Origin of the sequence: Deinococcus rhizophilus, from assembly GCF_030271215.1 — a bacterium.
GTDB classification, from domain to species: domain Bacteria; phylum Deinococcota; class Deinococci; order Deinococcales; family Deinococcaceae; genus Deinococcus; species Deinococcus rhizophilus.
In genome coordinates this window covers 1-18745 of sequence record NZ_JASNGB010000017.1, presented here as the reverse complement: position 1 = coordinate 18745, position 18745 = coordinate 1, and the positions used below count along the sequence as shown (strand labels likewise).

Sequence of the window (18745 nt, the reverse complement as noted above, 5' to 3'; positions counted from 1 at the left end):
GCGCCGCCCTCTCCTCTTTCCAGGTCAGCTCTGCGGCGTGCCCTCGCCCAGCAGGTAGCGGATCACGTCCCCGGCACTGTAGCCGGATTTCCAGCCTGCCAGCTTGACCAGATCGTCGCCGCTGGTGATCAGGGGCTGCTCGACCTCGCCCCCTTTCTGAATCTGGGCCTGGCCCGCGTCGGCCATCAGGGCGTTGCACAGGCACTTGCGGCCGATGGTGTCCTCGACCGCCCCACCCTTGCGGACGTAGTCGGCGACGGGTTCGGCGGCGCAACGCAGGCCGGTCTTGCCTTCCGATTGCCAGTAGAACTCGCGCAGGTAGCCGATGTCGCACACGCGGGTGCGGGCCGCGTAGACCTCGGGTTCGGAGAGGGTGCCCGGCAGTTGCACGACCTTGAAGGGAAAGCCGGTGGGCGAGGCCAGCGGATCGGTGTACACGCTGGCCTGCCCCTCCCGCACGGCGGCCAGGGTGCGGTCGCGCGTCTCGGGGCGCAGGCCGCTCTCGGCGCAGTAGGCGAAGAGGGTGCCCACCTGAATCCCGGCGGCCCCCTCGTCGAGCGCCCGCCGCAGCGCTTCGGGGCTGCCGCTGCCGCCCGCCAGCCAGAAGGGCAGGCCGATCTTGCGCATCTCGGCGAGGTCCGCAAGGTCACGCTCGCCGTAGACCGGCTGCCCGGACGCGTCGTAGGTGGTCTGGCCGCGCGGCGGGGCATTGTGGCCCCCGGCGGTCGGCCCCTCGATCACGAAGCCCTGGATGCTGCCCGTCGCCTTGCGGGTCAGCACCCCCGCCAGCACGTGCGAGGAGATGATCGGGTAGAACTTCGGGCGCGGCAGGCTCACACCCCCGAAGCCGTAGTCGGCGGGGTCGAGCGTCAGCGGCGCGGTGGCGGGGCCGTCCCCCTTCACGTCCACCCGGAAGGTGTAGGGCTGCCCCTGCGCGAAGGCGTCGAGGGCGCCGGGCACCTCGCGGGGAATCCCGGCCCCCATGATCACGGTGTCCACCCCGGCGAGCATCGCCCCGTACATCGCGGGCATGGTGTGCAGTTGCAGCTTGGTGAGCAGGTTCAGGCCGACCGGGCTGGCGTGGCCCTCGCGGGCCAGAAAGACCTCCACGAAGCTGCCCAGGATGGCGAGCCGCCACGCGACGCGGTGGTTGGTCAGCGTGGGCAGGGGCACCCGCTTGTAGGGCTGCCCCGGCGTGCGGCCCCCCTCCAGGTAGTAGTCGGTGACGGCCTGCCCCGCCCACTCCTGATCGGGAAAGTGCCCCAGCGCCCGCCGGACATGCCCGCCGGGGTCGCCGTCCTGAAGGCGGCGCACGAGCAGGTTGTCGATCCCGGTGCCCGACACCACGCCGAGCTGCCCGGCGCGCGAGACGCTCTGGGCGAGCACCCAGTTCGAGATGGCGACGCCCATGCCGCCCTGGATGATGCGGGAAAGCGGCGGGGCAGGCTGCGGGGCGGGTGTGGTGGAGGAATGGGGAAGAGTGGTCATGGGAATCTCCAGGAAGAGGGGGGGGAGGCAGGGGCGGGACGAACTCTCAGCCTCACTCTGCACCCGGCGCCGCCCGGACCCGGCCCATTCGGAACGCGGTCAAAGGCGGGGAGGGAGGGAGGGCAGGCTCCTGTAAGACCCCGGCCCCTACACTTCCGGGGTGAGTCCCGACCTGCTGTTCGTGGTGTTCGCTGGCGTGCTCGGCCTGCTGGTCGGGTCGTTTTCCAATGTGCTGATCTACCGGCTGCCGCGCGGCGAGAACGTCGCCTTTCCGCCCAGCCACTGCCCCGCGTGCGACCACCGGCTCTCTCCGCGCGACCTCGTGCCCGTGGGGTCGTGGCTGAGCCTGGGGGGAAAATGCCGCTACTGCCGCGCTCCCATCAAGGCCCGCTATCCAGTGGTGGAGCTGCTGACCGGACTGGGCTACGCCGTGATCGCCGCGCTCTACCCCTTCGCGCTGTACGGCGGGGCCACGCTGGGCCTCTGCGTGCTGCTTACCCTGCTGCTGGTGGCGAGCGCCATTGACCTCGACACCTCCACCATTCCCGACGAACTGACGCTGCCGGGCGTCGCGCTGGGCGTGGGCTTCAGCGTTCTGAATGCGCGGTCCGGGGCCGTGGAGGGTCTGGGGCTGCCCACCCCCGCCGAGGCCGTGCAGGGGGCGCTGCTGGGCGCGGGCCTGCTGGTGACCATCGACCTGATCGGGTCGTGGGTGCTGCGGCGCTTCCGCGAGCGGCGCTCTCCGGAAACGCCCATCGGGTATCAGCAGATCGCCCTCGCGCTGCTGGTGGGCGCGTGGCTGGGGCCGTGGTGGGGCGTGGGGGCAGCGCTGGCCTCGGCGGGGGTCAACCTCGCCGCGCGGCGGGTCGTGCGGGTGCCCGAGCTGCTCACGCTGGGCGGCCTGCTCGTCAGCGTGGGGCTGGGGGGGTCGGGCTTCGGCCCCGGCCTGATCGTGATGGTGCAGGGGGCGCTCGCCGCCGGGGGTGCCGTGGCCCTCCTCGCGGGCGCGTACTGGTGGCTGCGGCCAGAGCTGGAGGGCGAGGACGACGCCCCCTACGACCCCAGCGCGATGGGCTTCGGGGACGTGAAACTGGCCGCCGTGATCGGGGCGTTCCTGGGCTGGGAGCGGCTGCTCGTGGCCGTGATGGTGGCCGTGTTCGCGGGGGCGCTGCTGGGGCTGGTGCAGGTCGCCCTGAAACGCGAGAACCGCCTCAAATTCGGCCCCTACCTGGCGCTGGGGGCGGTGGTGGCGCTGGTCTGGGGCGGGGCGGTGGTGGAGAGCTACCAGGCGCTGCTGGGGCTGTAGGGAAAGCTCAGCCGCGCAGGGGGGGCATCACCAGGGCCTCCTCTTCTTCCTGTGGGGGCCGGGCCTGGGCTCCCCCCCGGCGGGGGCGGGGGCCGACGGGCACCGGGACGCCGGGGCCGTCCTCGCCCTCGTCGCGGCGGCGGGGCGGACCGGGACGCGGTTCCTCCCGCCGGAATCCGCCGAGTCTGTCCAGCAGTGCCCGAACCGAGAATCTGGTCATGGGCCACCGTACCCGCCCCCCGGTCCTGGCGTCTCCCGTTCCCCTTCCATTTGACCCTGTTCGGCCGGGTGCTGCGGGCGGGCCACCACCGTCACCCGCTGGCGCTGGCGCAGCCCCACGAGGCCCACGTCGGCGGTCGCCGTGACAGGAACCCCGGCGGCGTTCGCGGCGTCCTGCGCGGCCACCTGCACGAACATCTCCATGTCGCGCACAACCGCGTGCCCCACGAAGGCGTCCACGTAGCGGTCGAGGCTGAACAGCTCCAGCAACAGGCCCGCCGCCTCGTAGCGCAGGGTCAGGGTGGAGCCGGGGGCCGGGTTGCGCGTCCTCGGGCAGAGTTCGGGCAGCTCCAGCACGTGTTCGACGACGGTGGGCATCTCCGGGCGGGCATTGGCGATGGTCCCCAGCAGGTCGGCGGGGCGCTCCATCAGGCGGCGGCGCGGCTGACCTGCCGCACCCGCAGGGCGAACAGGGCCGCGATGGTGTACTTGGCGAGAATGTCCGCGAAGATGATCTGCGCGATGTCGCGGCTGCTCATGTCGCCCCAGAAGGCCAGCAGCGTGAACAGAACGGAATCCAGCGGTACGCTCACCGCGTTGCTGGCGAGCACGCGGGTCCACCAGCTCCTCTGAATCAGGCGCTGGTAAACGGCGGTATCGGCCAGTTCCCCCACCAGAATGGCGAGAAAGGACGCGCCCACAAAGCGCCAGGGCGTGTCGGTCAGCACCGCCGCCACCGTGTTGACGAGCAGCGCCAGCGCGATGGCGATGTAAACGGCCCGGAGGCCCCCCGCCCGGTGAATCCGGTCGCGCAGGGTGAACACCGCCGCGAAGAAGATGGTGCCCACGCTGAGCAGCCCGAACAGGGGCAGCGGAATGAACTGGTTCAGGGTCAGGTTGGCGAGCAGGATGCTCAGGGCGTACAGCGCGGTCAGGATGATGACCGGGCGGCCGACGACGGAATAGGTCATGGCGTCTTTCCTCCAGCCGCAGCGACAGGACAGGTCGCGGGCCAGCGCCCAGGGTAGCAGGCAGAGGGGAAACAGCCTGCCCCCACCGTCACCAGGCCGCCGAACGGTCCAGCGGCGGCGTCAGCGGCGCGGCGTTCAGCTTCCGCGCCAGCCGGAAGAAGGCCGGGTCGTGCGCCGGACTCGTCCAGGCGGGGGACTGCACCAGCAGCAGGGCCGCGACCTCGGCGGGGTCGGGGAGGCCAGCGGCGGGGTCGTCCATCCGGCGCAGGGTCACCCGGTCCCGCACGCCCGGCGCGAGCAGCGGCGCGACCTCGCCCCACGTGCGCTCCAGGTCGTACCCCTCCGCGACGGGCACTTCCGCGTGCCAAGCGGGATACAGGCAGGTGTAGCGCCGCACCCGGCCCGAGGCGAGGGCCAACCCGGCCCAGTTGCCGGGCCGCACCCGCGCGGGATCGCCGCTGAGGCTGGCGAGGTCGTGGTGGCTGTCCACGTTGAGCACGTCGGCCCCGGGAAAGGCCGCCAGCCAGTCCCAGGCGTCCGCGTGCGTCAGGGTGACGTGGGCAGGAATGCCCGCGTAGCGCTCCAGCGCCTCCCCGCCGGGGTAGAGCGGGAAGTCGGCGGTCAGCCCCTCCCAGCCCTGGCCGCCGCGCCTGCGGGCACGCTCCCGCCACGCCTCCACGCGGTCTTCCTCGCGGTCGCGGGTGCCCCAGATCGGCGCGTCGAACACCAGTTCACGGGTGCCGGACAAGGCGTCCCAGTCGATGGAGAGCAGCAGCGGGCGGGCGGGAGCGGCGGACATGGGCGACGGTCAGGCTAGCGCTCCCGCCACCGTCAGCGTCACAGCTCCAGAGTCCAGCTCACGCTCGCGGGGTCGCGCACGAAGCCCAGCGCGTCGTTGATGGCGAGCATGGGCGCGTTGTCGCTGGCATTGTCGGTGCGGATCAGGGTGCCGCCCAGCGCCCGCCCGGCGCGAATGGCGTGCAGCTTGAGCGCGGTCGCCACGCCCTGCCCCCGCGCCGCCCGCGTCACGCCCGTCAGGCCGGTCAGCAGGTCGGGGCTGGCCTCGCTGCGAAAGAGGACCGTCTGGCCGATCCACTCGCCCCCCGCGTCCTGGGCGATCAGGTAGGCCTCCGGGAGGAGGGCGGGGTCGCCCAGCACCGCCTCCTCGAACACCTGCCGCGAGAGGGGTGTAGCGGGCTCCACGCGGGGCACGTCCCGGCGCACGTCGCTCATCAGGGCGTGGAGGCGGGCCGTCAGGTCCGGAGTCCCCGCCGCCCGCAGCTCGGTCAGGCTCCGCACCCGCACCCCCTGCGCCCGCACCCGCGCCAGCCGGTCGCGAAAGGGCGCCTCGTCGAAGGTCGTGAGGTCGAGGCTGCTCGTGAAGTACCGCTGGCCCGGCGTGAAGCCCCGCCGGGTCAGGAAGCCGGACGCGATGGAATGGTCCTCGCGGGCGAGGGTGCGGACCCCCTGCGCTCCCACCGCCCGCAGCCGGGGCAACAGCGCCGCCCAGAGGGATCGCCCCGCCCCGCGCCCCTGCCAGCCGGGATGGACGGCCAGTTCCAGCGTGAAGCGGTGCGGGTGGTAGGCGCCGGGATTCTGGTACACGCTGGCGACCCCCACCACGTCGGCCCCGGCGAGGGCGACCAGGGTGAACGCCGTATACCCCCAGCCGCGCTGCTCGGCGTCCCGCTTGCGCAGGTCGCTGCCGCTGACCGGGTCGTGCGGGCAGGCCAGCGTCCAGACCCGCGCGGCGGCGTCCCAGTCGGTTTCCCCTGCCGGGCGGGCGGCGAATGTCCTCTCCTGAGAGGTCATAGCGGCCTCCCCTCCACCACCCGCCACAGGTGGGCCCCGACGGGGTGCCGCCGCAGGTCGGCGTCCTCGTGCGCCAGCGTCCCGGCGGTCGTGGCGTGCCCGGGCCATGCGGCGCCCTGCACCTCGGCCAGCGCGGGGAAATCGGCGTCGGTCGCCTCGCGGACCCTCATGCCCCTTCCCCCAGGTCTGCCCCCAGGTGCAGCTCGTAGCGCAGGTGGGTCGGTCCCCGGCGAAAGCCCAGGGCGCGGTTCATCTCCAGCATCGCGGCGTTCGGTTTGTCGTTGAAGGTACGAATCTCACCGCCGCCCGCCCCCGCGAGGGCCCGCATCGCGGCGACCTTGAGCGCCCTGGCGATGCCCCTCCCCCGGTCCCCGCGCCGCACCCCCGTCATCCCGATCACGTAGAAGCCCGCCGGGTTCCGCATCAGGGTGGAGTAGCCCACGTACGGCCCGGTGAGGGGGTCGTCCAGTCCCGGACGCACGGCCACGAAGGACAGCTCCGGGGCGAAGGTGGGGTCGTCCAGCTCCTGCCTGAGCCACATCTCCAGCGGGCGGCGGGTCAGGGTGTTGCCCATCGGCACGTCCTGAAAGAGCCGCCAGTCGAGTTCCCACAATCGGCGGTCGCGCTGGGAATCGGCGGCGAGGTCGGCCACCGAGCGCAGTTCTACCCCCTGCGCGGCGACCCCCTCCAGCAATCCCCCGAACGCCCCGAGGTCGGCGTCTGCCGTGTGCAGCCGCGACTCGTAGCGTTCCCAGGCGACCCGGAAGCCCCGGCGCTCCACGAAGGCGCGGCCCGCCGCGTGCCAGGGCTGGTCGGTCAGCATGGTGCGGACCTCGCGGGCGCCCCGTTCGCGGACCCGTTCCAGCAGCGCCGTGTACAGCGCCGAGCCGATGCCCCGGCCCCGCGCGTCCGGGTGAACCGTCAGGCCGCCCCAGTAGCGCCATTCCTCGAAGGCGAAGTCGTCGTGGCCGATCTGCCCGCCCGCCACCACCTCGCCGCCGCGCTCGGCCACGAGTTCGGTGTGAAAGAGGCCAGGGTCGAGGGCCCCGTCCCAGACGCGCAGCAGCTCGGGCGTCACGGGCCATTCGGGATCGAACGCCGAGCGCACGCGGGCCAGGGCCGGGTAGTCCTGCGGCTTGCGGGGTGGGCGAAGGGTGAAGGGAAGCTCGGTCACGCCCCCATCCTGGCCCGGCGCGGGGACGGCCCACATCGGCCACCGCGCCTAGGCCGCCCTATCCTGGCCCGCATGACCCAGCCCCTCAAGCTGCTGCTGATCGTGCCCCACCCCGACGACGAGGTCTACGGGGCCGCCGGAACCCTGATGGACCTGCTGGAAGGGGGCCACCCCTGCGGCCTCGTGACCCTCACGCGCGGCGAGGCGGGGCGCACCCTGGGGCTGGCGGAAGGCCCGGAGGAACTCGCCCGGATGCGGGCGGCAGAATTGCGGGCCTGCCTGGACGAGATCGGCCTGACCACCCACCCCGGCAGCGTCCACGAGCAGCACACCTTTCCCGACAAGGAGCTGCAAGACCAGCCCCTGGAGGCGCTGGTGGAAGTCGCGCGGGAGGCGATGACCCGGCTGCGGCCGGGGACGGTGCTGACCTTTCCGCCCAACGGCAGCAACGGCCACCCCGACCACGTGACCACCCACCGGGCGGTGAAGGCCGCCTGGGACGCCCTCCCACCCGGCGAGCGCCCCCGGCTGTGGTACTACGCCAGCCCCACGCCCCCGGACCGCGAGGACCTGCGGGCGGCGTGGCTGGCCCCCAATCTGCGGCGCGACGTGACCCGGCACGTCACCCGCAAGCTGCGGGCCATCGGCTGCCACCGCAGCCAAGCGCTGAGCACGGTGGACTTCATCCGCAAGTTTCCCGAGCGCATCACCGAGGAGACGTTCTACGAGGTGAGCGAGTAGGCCAGGAGGACCGGGGAGCCGAGGTTCGACCCGGGCTCCCCCGGGTGCTGACACCCAGTGGCCCGGCCGCCAAGCCTTCCGTCTGCGCCGTTACTCCGGCCCAGTTCGCTCGCCGGAAAAGGTGCGCGGGTCCGGGGCCTCGGCGCAGGTGGCCTGCGTGAGGTCGTACCACCCCAGGGGCCTCAAGCTGCCGCCACACGCCGCGAGATAAGCCTCGGCGTAGCGCTCGGGCCACTGCTCCCCGAGCCCGCGGTGGTAGTCACCCAGGCCCTGCGGGTCGGCCACGCCGAGCTGGAGATACCGCCCCGCCGCGCAGTGGCCGTATTCATGGGCCGCCACCCGCACGAGGTCGTGGCGCGACAGGGCCGGGTCGATGTCCACCACGCAGCCCTGCGCCAGCGGCAGGGTCAGGGCGTACCCGGCGTAGGGCGTGTCGCCCCGCCGCGTGAGGGCCCCCGGCACCACCCAGCGCCAGGTCACCGTGACGCCGTGCACGGTGGTTGTCCACTGTGCCGCGTCGCGCGGGGTGCTCACGAAGGTGCAGCCCGCCAGCCCCGGCACCAGCAGGGCGGCGAGCAGGGCGGGAAGCCAGCGCCTCACGCGCCCGTCACCGCAGCGTCTTGCTGATCAGGCTGTTGGTGTAAAAAGTGCTGGCCCTGGCCCCGGCGGGAAGGCTGCCCTGCTTGACGAGGGCGGCGATGGCCTTGGTCCACGCGGCGGGGTCGCTGGCGCCCAGGCCGTTGGCGCGGGTATAGGCGCCCTGCATCAGCGGGACGCTGGCCCGCAGCACCTCCAGGCTGCCGCCCCCGCTGCCGAACACCGGCTGCGCCAGCCGGAAGGCCCGCGCGGGGTCGCCCACCGTGAACTTCAGCCCGCGCTGCGAGGCCCGCACGACCTTGCGGGCAAGGTCGCCGCCCAGCGTCTTGTCGAGGGTGATCAGGCCGACCCCCACCATCGGGTAGGCCGCGCTGAGGTCCAGGGTGTAGACCCGCTCCCCGGCTCCCCGCAGTCCCACCACCTCGTTGTTGAGGTAGCCCACGGCGGCGTCGACGCGCCCGGCCCGCACCGCCTCGAGCTGCGTGAAGCCGATGCTCGCCAGCCGCACGTCGCGGCCCTCGCGCAGCCCGGCCGAATCCAGCAGGGCGCGGGTGGCCGCGTAGCTGCTGCCGAAGGTGCCGGGAATCCCCAGCGTCTTGCCCCTGAGGTCGGCGGCGCGGTTCAGGGGCTCCGTGCTGAACACCGTCACGGGCGACTTCTGGTACATCGCCATCACGTACCGCACCGGGGCACCCTGGTTGCGGGCGAAGACGGCGTCCTCCGGGTCACCCACCACGAAGTCGAGCTTGCCCTGCAGCAGCAGCGGCATCAGCTCGGAGACGTAACCGTGCTGAAACTTCACGTTGACGCCCTCGGCGCGGTAGTACCCGAGCCTGTCCGCCACGTAAAAGGGCGTGAACTGCACGTTGGGGATGTACCCCAGGCCGATGGTGACGGTGCGGGAGGCACCCTGGCCGCACGCCGTGGAGGCCGCGAGCAGCGAGAGCAGCAGGAGGGCACGCTTCATGGGGGCGAGTATAGGCAAGGCCCCTGACCCGACCGTGACCCCTGACGCCGTGTGGGACACCCGGGTGGGCCGGGCGTGGCACCCTGGGGCCATGGACTTCAACGCCTGGCGGCCCGAGGACACGGCGCGGCGCTTCTCGATCATGGGTGCGAGCAGCCTGGGAACCTTCCTGTGGATCGGATTGTGGCTGGGATCGGGCTTCAACCCGCTGCTGGCGCTGCTGCTCGGCGCTCTGGCCGGGGTGGTCACGCACCTGATCGCTTACCCGGTCTTGCGGGCACTCTTCCGGCGCTGATTCCGGCACTGATTGCGGCGCTGAGACCTGTACCGAGACCTGCGCTGAGACCTGTGGCGGCGCCGGAAGCCTCCCCCGGCCCGGATGCTAGACTCGGGGGTACGCCTGCGGGACGGCGGAGGCGGCCGACACCCGGTCCCCGCGTGCCCCCAGGGAAAGGATCACCATGACCGACGACACCAGACCGCACCTCACGGACGACGCGGCGACGACCCAGGACGGGGCCCAGCAGCCCGCGTCCGAGCAGCCCACCTCCGGGCAGTTCAGCCACGACCAGACGCCCGACGAACTGCGGGACATCCTCCCCGAACTCGCGGGCGAGCCCGACGAGGACCCCGTGCTCGACGCCCAGGAAGACGAGCAGGAGGGCGTGCTGGCCGCCAGCCTCGGTGGAGCGGAAGAGACCGAGGCCGACGGGGACGAGGAAGGCGACGAGTACATCGACGCCGACGACCTGATCGAGATGCTCGCCGAGATCAAGGAGATGCTCGAGGCCCAGAGCAAGGAGATCCGTGGCCTGCGCCGCGAGATGCGCGAACTGCGCGAGGGCCAGGGCACCCAGGGCGGCGGCGACCGGGGCGGGCAGAGCGGCTTCCGGCCCCGCGAGGACCGGGGCGGCTTCCAGGGTGGCGACCGGGGTGGTCAGGGTGGCGGCTTCCGGCCCCGTGAAGACCGTGGTGGTTACCAGGGCGGCGACCGCGGCGGGCAGGGCGGCTTCCGGCCCCGCGAGGACCGCGGCGGTTTCCAGGGTGGCGACCGGGGTGGTCAGGGTGGCGGCTTCCGGCCCCGTGAAGACCGTGGTGGTTACCAGGGCGGCGACCGCGGCGGGCAGGGCGGCTTCCGGCCCCGCGAGGACCGCGGCGGTTTCCAGGGTGGCGACCGGGGTGGTCAGGGTGGCGGCTTCCGGCCCCGTGAAGACCGTGGTGGTTACCAGGGCGGCGACCGCGGCGGGCAGGGCGGCTTCCGGCCCCGCGAGGACCGCGGCGGTTTCCAGGGTGGCGACCGGGGTGGTCAGGGTGGCGGCTTCCGGCCCCGTGAAGACCGTGGTGGTTACCAGGGCGGCGACCGCGGCGGGCAGGGCGGCTTCCGGCCCCGCGAGGACCGCGGCGGTTTCCAGGGTGGCGACCGGGGTGGTCAGGGTGGCGGCTTCCGGCCCCGTGAAGACCGTGGTGGTTACCAGGGCGGCGACCGCGGCGGGCAGGGCGGCTTCCGGCCCCGCGAGGACCGCGGCGGTTTCCAGGGTGGCGACCGGGGTGGTCAGGGTGGCGGAGGTTTCCGGCCCCGCGAGGGTGGCGACACGGGCGACCAGACCTTCCGCCCGCGCCCCCGCGCCGACCGTGGCTGGGGCAACAAGCGCCGCGACGAGGAGTAATCACCGCTGAGGGCCGACGCCTGAATGCAGAGAGGGCCGGGAAGCAACCCCCGGCCCTTCTCCTTTGGGGGGGGCAGGCTTACGCCCCGGCTTCCCCCGTCTTTCCCAGCCAGCGGTCGAGCCACCCCAGGTACTCCTCCAGCCGTTTCAGGCGGCGGTCCGGGCGGCCCGAGCGCGAGAGCTCGTGGTCCTCGCCGGGAAAGCGCACGAAGCGGGTGGGCACCCCGTGCAGGTGCAGGGCGGCGTACCACTGCTCGGCCTGCTCGACCGGGCAGCGGTGGTCGAGGACCGAGTGGACGATCAGGGTGGGTGTCCGCACCGCCTCGGCGTACTTCAGCGGGCTCATGTCCCACAGCCGCAGGGCGTCCGCCGAGCGGTGGAAGTTCAGGCCGAGTTCGTCGTCCCAGAAGCGCAGCCCGATGTCGGAGGTACCCCCGAACGACAGCAGGTTGCAGATCGAACGGTCGGTGATCGCCGCCGCGAAGCGGTCCGTGTGCCCGGTGATCCAGTTCGTCATGTAACCGCCGTAGCTGCCGCCCATCACGGCGCTGCGCTCGCCGTCGAGCTGGGGGTGCGCCTCCAGACAGCGGTCGAAAAAGGCCAGCAGGTCGGCCATGTCTGGCGTGCCCCAGCGCCCGTGGATCGCCGACGCCCACGCCTGCCCGTAGCCCACGCTGCCGCGCGGATTGCTGTAGCACACCGCGTAGCCCCGCGCCGCGAGCAACTGGAACTCGTGGGTAAAGGCGTGCCCGTAGGCGGTGTGCGGCCCGCCGTGAATGGTCAGGACGGCGGGCACCCGCGCCTCGCCCTCCGGCAGCAGCACCCAGCCCTCGCCCTCCTGCCCGTCCTCGGTGGTGAAGGTCACGCGCTGCGGGGTGCGGGGGGCGAAGGGGAGCGCCGCGTTCAGGTCGGTGACCCGCTCCCCGTTCAGCTCCACCTCCGGGAAGCGGTCGGCCCGCTCGCGGATCAGGGCCACGCCGCCCCCCCGCGCGGTGAAGGCGGGGATGACGCCCTCCGGGTCGTGGTCCTGCGCGGTCACCGTGCCGCCTTGCCCCACCCGGAACAGGCCGCACGAGCCGCCCACCGTGCTGCTGACGAGCAGGGTCTGGTCATCCAGCCACACTGGTTGCGCGGGAAAGGCCCCCACGTGCATGTCCCCGCCCACGATGTTGCCCACCGGGAAGTCCCAGCCCACGTCCAGCCGCCGCCACTCGCCGCCCGGCCCTGCGAGAAAGAGGTGGGCGTCCTCCGGGCTGCCCTTGCCCTCGGGCCGACCCACGATCACGAAGCGTTCGCCGTCGGGGTGCGGCACGACCGCCTGCACCGCGGAGTTCCAGCGGGTCACCTGCTCGCGCTCGCCGCTGTGGGCGAGGCGGTAGACCTCCTGCCGCCACTGCGCCGCGTCCATCTCACTCTGGGAGGAGATCAGCAGCACGCCGGAGCTGTCGGGAAGCCAGGCGTAGCCGGTGACCTCGACCTCCGGCGCGTGCCACTCCTCCAGCCGCTCGCCGGTCACGTCGTAGCGCCACAGCCGGGCGGGGCGCTCGGGCAGCCAGTCGCGGCCGTTGAAGCGGTAGCGCGGGCGGGTGATCACGCGGGCCTCGCCGCGCTCGTCGCGCCGGTCCTCGTCGTCGGCGGCCGTCAGGAAGGAGAGCCAGCGGCCGTCCGGGCTCCACTGCACGTCCTGCACCGGGTTCCGGAAACGGGTGACCCGCCGCGCCTCGCCCCCCGCGAGCGGCAGCACGAAGAGCTGGCCCTTCTCGCCGCCGCCCTCGCGCACGAAAGCGAGCGCGGTGCCATCCGGCGACCAGCGCGGCGAGGTGTCGCGGCCCTCGCCCTGGGTGATGGACCGGGCGTCCTCCCCGCCGCCCGCGAGCCACACCGCCGAGCGGTAACGCGGCCTGGGAAAGTCGGAGTCGGCCTTCCTGGGGTCTTCCTCGTCCACCCGCGTCAGGACGTAGGCGACCCGCTCCCCGTCCGGACTGACCTGGGGGTCGGAGGGGAACTGAAGGGCGAGCAGGCTCTCGGGGCCGGGCGGCACGGGACCGGGGTGTGACATGCCGCAGTCAAGCACAGCCGGGCAAGCCAAGCACAGGCAGCCAGGCACAGCCAGCCAGGTACAGGGGCGCTGCGCCCAAAGCGCCTGGGGCGGGACCGTCTCGTGAACCGGGGCTCAAGGCGGCTTCCGGCCCGACTGACCGCCCGGCTCAGTGACGCCACCTACGCTGGAGACACCGGAAGGACCGGAGGGCCCCCCCGCCCAGTCCGGGCAGAGGCCCAAGACCCCAGCTTCAGCCCCAGTTTCAGTCAGCCCCAGTTTCAGGAGGTCCCCCCATGCAGGAACTGTCGTGTACCTGGGTCCCGGGCACCCTCGACGTCGTGCGGGTGCGGCTGCGCCCCGGACGGTCGGCCCAGGCGGTGAGCACCACCACCACCACCACCATCGAACTGACCAGCACCCGGCTGGCCCGCATCTTCGGACCGCAGGCGCTCAACGACCTGTATCTCAAGGGCCGCGCCACCGTGCAGGCCGACCCCCGGCAGGTCGCGCTGCTGACCTGAGACGCCCGGCCCCCACTGCGCCCAGACCTCTCCCGCGCCCCCGCCCTGCATCCCGGCGGGGGCGCGTAGCATGGGCAGGATGACCCCCCTGCCTCCTGCCCCGGACCTGAGTGCCCTGCTGGACGACCTGCGGGTGCTCACCGAGACCGAATCGCCCTCCACCGATCCCGCCGCCGTCGCCCGGGTGATGGACGTGACCGAAGCCTGGGCACTGGACCTCGGCGCGGCGGTCGAGCACCTGCCCGGCGGGACCCGGCGCTTTGCCTTCGGGGTGACGGGCGCGGCGCGGCCCCTGCTGATCCTGGCGCACGCGGACACGGTCTGGCCGCACGGCACGCTGGCGACGATGCCGTGGCGGGTGGAGGGCGACCGGGTGTACGGCCCCGGCACCTACGACATGAAGGCGGGACTGGTGGGGGCCTTTCACGCGCTGCGAACGCTGAAGGGCGGGTGGCCGCGCGGCGGCGTGGTGCTGCTGCTGACCCCCGACGAGGAGATCGGCAGCCCGGGCAGCCGCGCCCACATCGAGGCCGCCGCCCGGGAGAGCCGCACGGTGCTGGTGATCGAGCCCCCCGTGGCCGACACCCACGCGCTGAAGGTGGGCCGCAAGGGGGTGGGCGACTTTCACCTGCACTTTCAGGGGGTCGCCTCGCACGCGGGCAACAAGCCGGAGGAGGGCGCGAGCGCGGTCACCGAGGCCGCCCGCGCCGTCCTCGCCGCGCAGGCCCTGGCCCGCCCGGAGGTGGGGACCACCGTGAGCGTCGGGCGCATCGCCGGGGGCGGGGCCGTGAACGTGATTCCGGCGGCCTGCACCCTGGACATCGACGTGCGGGTGGCGACCCTGGCCGAGGCCGAGCGGGTGACGGCGGGCATGGGGGGCCTGGAACCGCAGGACCCCCGCGTGGCCCTGACCGTCACCGGGGGCCTCAACCGCCCGCCCTTCGAGCGCGGCCCCGGCACCGACCGCCTCTTCGAACAGGCGCAGGCGGTCGCCCGCGAACTGGGCTTCGAGGTCACGGGGGAGGTCGTCGGCGGCGGCAGCGACGGCAACTTCACCGCGCCGCTGTGCCCCACGTTGGACGGACTGGGGGCACCCGGCGACGGGGCGCACGCCGCCCACGAGCACGTCCGGCTCGACCGCTGGCCCGACCACGTGCGGCTGCTGACCCGGCTGATGCAGGTGCTGTGATGTTCAGTCTTTTCCGGCGTACCCCCTCCGGGCATCCCCTGGTGCGGCAGGACGACCCCGGCACCTTCCGGGTGCGGGTGCGCACGCGCGGGCACGGCGAGGTGGTCGAGTTCCGCTTCACCAAGGCCGCCCATATCGGCGCGGACGACGGGGGCGGCTACCTGTTCCGCAAGCCGGTGATCAGCCCGGGGCACTTCGACCGGGGCGAACTCGTCGTGCGCTTCGACAGCCGCTACCGGGTGACCGGGACCGAGACCGAGGGCGTGGACTTCATCCCGGTGGCGGAGTGGAAAGACTGACCGATAGGGCACTGGACGGAAGAAGGGCACTGGACGGCAGGTCAGCGGCGGTCCAAAAGACCCCTACGCGTGATGGCCTAGCGCTCCTGCGAACTGTGGCAGCGGCCCGATTTGCCTGCTACGGTGGGCGCATCACCGAGAGGAGGTGCTGCATATGACCGACAACCCGATTGTCCGCCGGACCGCGACCCAGGGGACCCCCCCCGCCGCCCCCGCCCGACCCGACAGGAGCCGCTGTGCTGCATCTTCCCTCTGGACCATTCTGGCCACCACCGCCCCCTGAACCCCCGAGGCGCCCATGAAGGGCCGCCATTACGGGGACGACGCCCCCGGCGAGGAGAAATTCCGCCGCCCACGCCGTGCCCCCCAGGGCCGCCGCCGCGTCGCCGCCCTGATCGCCGAGGGAGACGACACCCCCGAGGACGACGTGATCGCCCGGCTCAAGGCCCTGGGCCACGTTCACGAGGTCGTCGCTGAACTGGGGAGCGGCAAGGAAGCCACCGCCTACGTCGCCCGTGGGCCGCGCGGCACGCTGCTGCTCAAGCTCTACCGCGACCTGCAGGCCCGCTCCTTCCAGCGCGACGAGGTTTACCGCGCCGGGGTGTATGTCCCCGACGCGCGGGCCGCCAAGGCGATGGCGGGCCGCAGCCGCAAGGGCCTGGAGATGCTGCACCAGGGCTGGGTCTGCGCCGAGTACGCGCACCTGTGGCACCTCTGGGAGGCGGGGCTGAGCGTCCCCGAACCGCTGGTCGGCCCATCACCGTTCGACTACAGCGCGGCCGCCCCCGCCGTCCTGATGCGCCTGATCGGGGAGGAGGACCAGCCCGCCCCCCGCCTGAGCGAGGCCGCCCTGACACCCGCAGAAGCCCGCCGCGCCTGGGACCAGGCCCTGTCCGGCATGGCGCACATGCTGCGGCTGGGCTACGCCCACGGCGACTACAGCACCTACAACCTCCTGTGGTGGGAGAACACCGTGACGATCATCGACTTTCCGCAACTGACCACCCGCCAAAATCCCCATTTCCGCGACCTGCTCGCCCGCGACGCCCAGAGCCTGGCGACCTCCTTCCGGCGCCACGGCGTACAGGAGAGCGGCGAGGCCACCTTGCGCGAGGTGCAGCGCCGCGCCCTGGGACCGGGGCCGACCCCGCGCCTGCTGCTGCCGTAAAGGAAGCGGCCAGCCGCCAGCTCCCAGCTTATTTGGCTGGCTGCTGGAAGCTGGCGGCTCTAAGCTCTCCCCATGCGTGCCCTCGAAACCTGCCTCTACGTGGACGACCTTGGCCGGGCCGAGACCTTCTATTCGGAGGTGCTCGGCCTCCCGCTGTACGGCAAGGTGGCCGGGCGGCACCTGTTCTACCGGTTGAGCGGCTCCATGCTGCTGATCTTCCATCCGGAGGCCAGCGCCCAGCCCGGCGACGTGCCCCCGCACGCGGGCAAACCGGGCGGACACGCCTGCCTCGCCATTCCCCGCGAGGAGACGGACGCGTGGCAGACGAGGCTGGAGGGCCACGGCCTGACCGTCACCCGCTACGCCTGGGGCACCCGGGGCGAGAGCCTCTACTTTCACGACCCCGCCGGAAACGTGCTGGAACTGGCCCCGGCGAGCATCTGGGGGCTGGGATAAGCCTGGGACTGGAATAGGTCTGGAGCTGCATCGCCCGGCCTTCCGTCCACCCCCCGAGATCGAGGAGACCGCAGACCACGGCCAGGCCGCCGGGTGCTGGCCTGAGAACCGGGAGACCACCTTCAGGCTGCAGGAGCGGGCTCTGACCGTGGCCCGTGCCCGGCGGTGCGCTGGTCTGAACGTGCGCCCTCCAGACGGGTAACCTGACTCCATGCCCCGCCCCCTGCGCTTCCTGCTGGCCCTGTTGCCCTTCCTGCTCGCGTCGAGCGCGGCGCGGTCCCGCCGCCGGGAGGAGGCGCGGCGTGAGCGCTAGGCCCTGGCGCTCGGTGCTGTACGTGCCGGGCGACAAGCCCCGCGCCATCGACAGGGCCCGCACACTGGGGGCAGACGCCGTGATTCTCGATCTGGAGGACGCCGTCGCGCCCGAGCACAAGGACGCGGCCCGTGAGAATGTGGCCGCCGCGCTGCGGACGCCGTGGCGGGTGCCCGTGCTGGTGCGGGTCAACGGGCTGGGCACTCCCTGGGAACACGCCGACCGCGAGCTGGCGCTGCGGGCCGGAGCCGAGGGGCTGGTGCTCCCCAAGGTGGAGGACGCGGTCACCGTGCGCGACCTCCACCTTCGCGTACCCCTCTGGGCCATGATCGAGACGCCGACCGGCGTGCTGCGGGCCGCCGGGATCGCCGCCGCGCCCGGGGTGGCGGGGCTGATCGTGGGGGCCAACGACCTCGCGCGGGCGCTGCGGACCCGGCCCGGCCCTTCCCGGACGCCCCTGCTGCACGCCCTCTCGGCGGTGGTGCTCGCCGCCCGCGCCCACGGCAAGGTGCCCCTGGACGCCGTGTACAACGATGTGCGCGACCCCGAGGGTTTCGGGCGCGAGTGTGGGCAGGGCCGCACCCTGGGCTTTTCCGGCAAGACGGTCATTCATCCCGGCCAGGTGGAAATCGCCAACCGGGCTTTTGGCGTGTCGGAGGCCGAGGCGGACGCGGCGCGGGGCCTGATCGCCGCCTGGGCCGAGGCGCGGGCCGGGGGGCGCAGCGTGGCGACCTACCGGGGTGCCCTGGTCGAGGGAATGCACGTGGACGAGGCCCAGGAGACGCTGGCGCTGTGGGAGGCGACGAGGCCGGACTCACCCCTTGCTTAAGCGCACACAAGAGGCTTATTCTGATTAAGCCATGCCCTCGCCCCTGACCGACCGCGAACGCGACCTACTGGCCCTGATCCGCGAAGCCCCGCTGAGCACGCCGGAGGAACTGGCCCGGCGGCTGGGGACCTCGCGCGGGGCGGTCAATGTGCATGTCAGCAACCTGATCCGCAAGGGAGCGCTGCTGGGGCGCGGCTACGTGGTGGCCCCCGACGCCGCCCCCTACGTGATGGTGGTGGGCGGGGCGAACATGGACATCAAGGCCCGGACGCTCGCGCCCGCCGCACCCGGCACCAGCAATCCGGGCACAGGCACCCAGGCCCCCGGCGGCGTGGCCCGCAACATCGCCGAGAACCTCGTGCGGCTGGGCGTGGACACCCGCCTGATCACGGCGGTGGGCCGCGACCCCCACGGCGACCTGCTGCTGCGCGAGACAGAAGCGGCGGGCGTGGACGTGCGCTCGGTCCTGCGGCTCGACGGGCCGACGGGCACCTACACGGCGGTGCTGGACGACCGGGGCGAACTGCTGATCGCCGTCGCCGCGATGGGCAGCATGGACGCCCTGACCCCCGCCGCCCTGCAGGAGCGCCGGGCCGTGCTGCGCGGCGCCGCCTGGGTCGTGGCAGACGGCAACCTCAGCCCCGAGACGCTGACCCACCTGCTCTCCCTGTGCAGCGGGGCGGGGGTGCCCGTCGTCTTCGAGCCCGTCAGCGAACCCAAGGCCGCGCGGCTGCTCCCGGCGCTCGAGGCCGGGCTCGCTCCGCACACGGTCACGCCGAATGTGGGGGAACTCGGGGCGCTGGTGGGCCGGGCGGTCCCCGACACGGTGGAGGCCCTGCGGAGCGCAGCGAGCGAACTGCACGCGCGGGGCGTGGGGACGGTGTGGGTGCGCCGGGGCGAACGCGGCAGCCTGCTGTCCACCGTGGACGGCGTGGCCGAACTGCCCGCCCTGCCCGCCAGCGTGGCCGACGTGACGGGCGCGGGCGA

General features: G+C 73.0%; 22 protein-coding genes. 11 read left to right on the top strand and 11 right to left on the bottom strand.

All coding sequences use genetic code 11. The features are described from left to right. Nucleotides 1–24: 24 nt before the first annotated feature. On the bottom strand, nt 25–1488 hold the full coding sequence (locus QOL99_RS03880; protein WP_285521538.1) for a beta/alpha barrel domain-containing protein: 1464 nt from the start codon (nt 1486–1488) through the stop codon (nt 25–27). A gap of 160 nt (nt 1489–1648) precedes the next feature. On the opposite strand from QOL99_RS03880, the gene QOL99_RS03875 reads away from it, so the two are divergent. Then, entirely contained in the window at nt 1649–2794 is a 1146-nt protein-coding gene (locus QOL99_RS03875; RefSeq protein WP_285521536.1) for a prepilin peptidase, read from the top strand. Nucleotides 2795–2801: 7 nt separating this feature from the next. Here QOL99_RS03875 and QOL99_RS03870 read toward each other — a convergent pair whose 3' ends face one another. From QOL99_RS03870 to QOL99_RS03840, 7 genes are all read right to left on the bottom strand, one after another. Beyond that, nucleotides 2802–3014, bottom strand: a complete 213-nt coding sequence (locus QOL99_RS03870; RefSeq protein WP_285521533.1) for a hypothetical protein — start codon at nt 3012–3014, stop codon at nt 2802–2804. Further along, a complete protein-coding gene (locus QOL99_RS03865) occupies nt 3011–3442 on the bottom strand; it encodes a hypothetical protein (RefSeq protein WP_285521530.1) in 432 nt (143 codons plus the stop codon). Before QOL99_RS03865 ends, QOL99_RS03870 begins: the two co-directional genes overlap by 4 nt. Continuing rightward, entirely contained in the window at nt 3442–3984 is a 543-nt protein-coding gene (locus tag QOL99_RS03860) for a VUT family protein (RefSeq protein ID WP_285521529.1), read from the bottom strand. Before QOL99_RS03860 ends, QOL99_RS03865 begins: the two co-directional genes overlap by 1 nt. Before the next feature lie 88 nt (nt 3985–4072). Next, complete coding sequence (locus QOL99_RS03855) at nt 4073–4759, bottom strand: arginase (RefSeq protein WP_285521559.1); 687 nt, start codon at nt 4757–4759, stop codon at nt 4073–4075. Between the two features lie 62 nt (nt 4760–4821). Beyond that, nucleotides 4822–5796: a GNAT family N-acetyltransferase gene (locus tag QOL99_RS03850; RefSeq protein ID WP_285521527.1), complete on the bottom strand. Its 975-nt coding sequence runs from the start codon at nt 5794–5796 to the stop codon at nt 4822–4824. Further along, on the bottom strand, nt 5793–5966 hold the full coding sequence (locus QOL99_RS03845) for a hypothetical protein (protein WP_285521525.1): 174 nt from the start codon (nt 5964–5966) through the stop codon (nt 5793–5795). Before QOL99_RS03845 ends, QOL99_RS03850 begins: the two co-directional genes overlap by 4 nt. After that, nucleotides 5963–6970 carry a GNAT family N-acetyltransferase gene (locus tag QOL99_RS03840; protein ID WP_285521523.1) on the bottom strand — a complete coding sequence of 336 codons (1008 nt, stop codon included), beginning with the start codon at nt 6968–6970 and terminating at the stop codon, nt 5963–5965. The genes QOL99_RS03845 and QOL99_RS03840 overlap by 4 nt, the downstream gene beginning before the upstream one ends. A gap of 72 nt (nt 6971–7042) precedes the next feature. On the opposite strand from QOL99_RS03840, the gene QOL99_RS03835 reads away from it, so the two are divergent. Next, on the top strand, nt 7043–7711 hold the full coding sequence (locus QOL99_RS03835) for a PIG-L deacetylase family protein (RefSeq protein ID WP_285521520.1): 669 nt from the start codon (nt 7043–7045) through the stop codon (nt 7709–7711). Between the two features lie 90 nt (nt 7712–7801). Here QOL99_RS03835 and QOL99_RS03830 read toward each other — a convergent pair whose 3' ends face one another. Both QOL99_RS03830 and QOL99_RS03825 read right to left on the bottom strand, forming a co-directional pair. Further along, nucleotides 7802–8311, bottom strand: a complete 510-nt coding sequence (locus QOL99_RS03830) for a hypothetical protein (protein ID WP_285521517.1) — start codon at nt 8309–8311, stop codon at nt 7802–7804. A 7-nt stretch (nt 8312–8318) separates the two neighbouring features. Then, nucleotides 8319–9275 (bottom strand): ABC transporter substrate-binding protein, encoded by a 957-nt coding sequence (locus QOL99_RS03825; RefSeq protein WP_285521515.1) that lies wholly within the window; start codon nt 9273–9275, stop codon nt 8319–8321. Here QOL99_RS03825 and QOL99_RS03820 point away from each other — a divergent pair. Beyond that, on the top strand, nt 9274–9570 hold the full coding sequence (locus QOL99_RS03820; protein ID WP_285521513.1) for a hypothetical protein: 297 nt from the start codon (nt 9274–9276) through the stop codon (nt 9568–9570). The genes QOL99_RS03825 and QOL99_RS03820 overlap by 2 nt on opposite strands. A 166-nt stretch (nt 9571–9736) precedes the next feature. Then, nucleotides 9737–10942 (top strand): hypothetical protein, encoded by a 1206-nt coding sequence (locus QOL99_RS03815; RefSeq protein WP_285521511.1) that lies wholly within the window; start codon nt 9737–9739, stop codon nt 10940–10942. Between the two features lie 79 nt (nt 10943–11021). Here the strand turns inward: QOL99_RS03815 and QOL99_RS03810 are convergent, their stop codons facing one another. Continuing rightward, on the bottom strand, nt 11022–13001 hold the full coding sequence (locus QOL99_RS03810) for a S9 family peptidase (protein ID WP_285521509.1): 1980 nt from the start codon (nt 12999–13001) through the stop codon (nt 11022–11024). A gap of 275 nt (nt 13002–13276) precedes the next feature. Here QOL99_RS03810 and QOL99_RS03805 point away from each other — a divergent pair, with 275 nt between their 5' ends. From QOL99_RS03805 to QOL99_RS03775, 7 genes are all read left to right on the top strand, one after another. Further along, on the top strand, nt 13277–13504 hold the full coding sequence (locus tag QOL99_RS03805; protein WP_285521506.1) for a hypothetical protein: 228 nt from the start codon (nt 13277–13279) through the stop codon (nt 13502–13504). Nucleotides 13505–13583: 79 nt separating this feature from the next. Continuing rightward, on the top strand, nt 13584–14693 hold the full coding sequence (locus tag QOL99_RS03800; RefSeq protein WP_285521505.1) for a M20 family metallopeptidase: 1110 nt from the start codon (nt 13584–13586) through the stop codon (nt 14691–14693). After that, nucleotides 14693–14992, top strand: coding sequence for a hypothetical protein (locus QOL99_RS03795; RefSeq protein WP_285521503.1), 300 nt, complete (start codon nt 14693–14695; stop codon nt 14990–14992). The genes QOL99_RS03800 and QOL99_RS03795 overlap by 1 nt, the downstream gene beginning before the upstream one ends. A 298-nt stretch (nt 14993–15290) precedes the next feature. After that, nucleotides 15291–16160 carry an RIO1 family regulatory kinase/ATPase domain-containing protein gene (locus QOL99_RS03790; RefSeq protein WP_285521501.1) on the top strand — a complete coding sequence of 290 codons (870 nt, stop codon included), beginning with the start codon at nt 15291–15293 and terminating at the stop codon, nt 16158–16160. Between the two features lie 72 nt (nt 16161–16232). Beyond that, nucleotides 16233–16616 carry a VOC family protein gene (locus QOL99_RS03785; protein ID WP_285521499.1) on the top strand — a complete coding sequence of 128 codons (384 nt, stop codon included), beginning with the start codon at nt 16233–16235 and terminating at the stop codon, nt 16614–16616. Between the two features lie 302 nt (nt 16617–16918). Continuing rightward, on the top strand, nt 16919–17758 hold the full coding sequence (locus QOL99_RS03780) for an HpcH/HpaI aldolase/citrate lyase family protein (RefSeq protein WP_285521497.1): 840 nt from the start codon (nt 16919–16921) through the stop codon (nt 17756–17758). Between the two features lie 31 nt (nt 17759–17789). Continuing rightward, nucleotides 17790–18745 (top strand): carbohydrate kinase (locus tag QOL99_RS03775; RefSeq protein ID WP_285521496.1); only part of this gene is annotated, 956 nt, incomplete at its 3' end.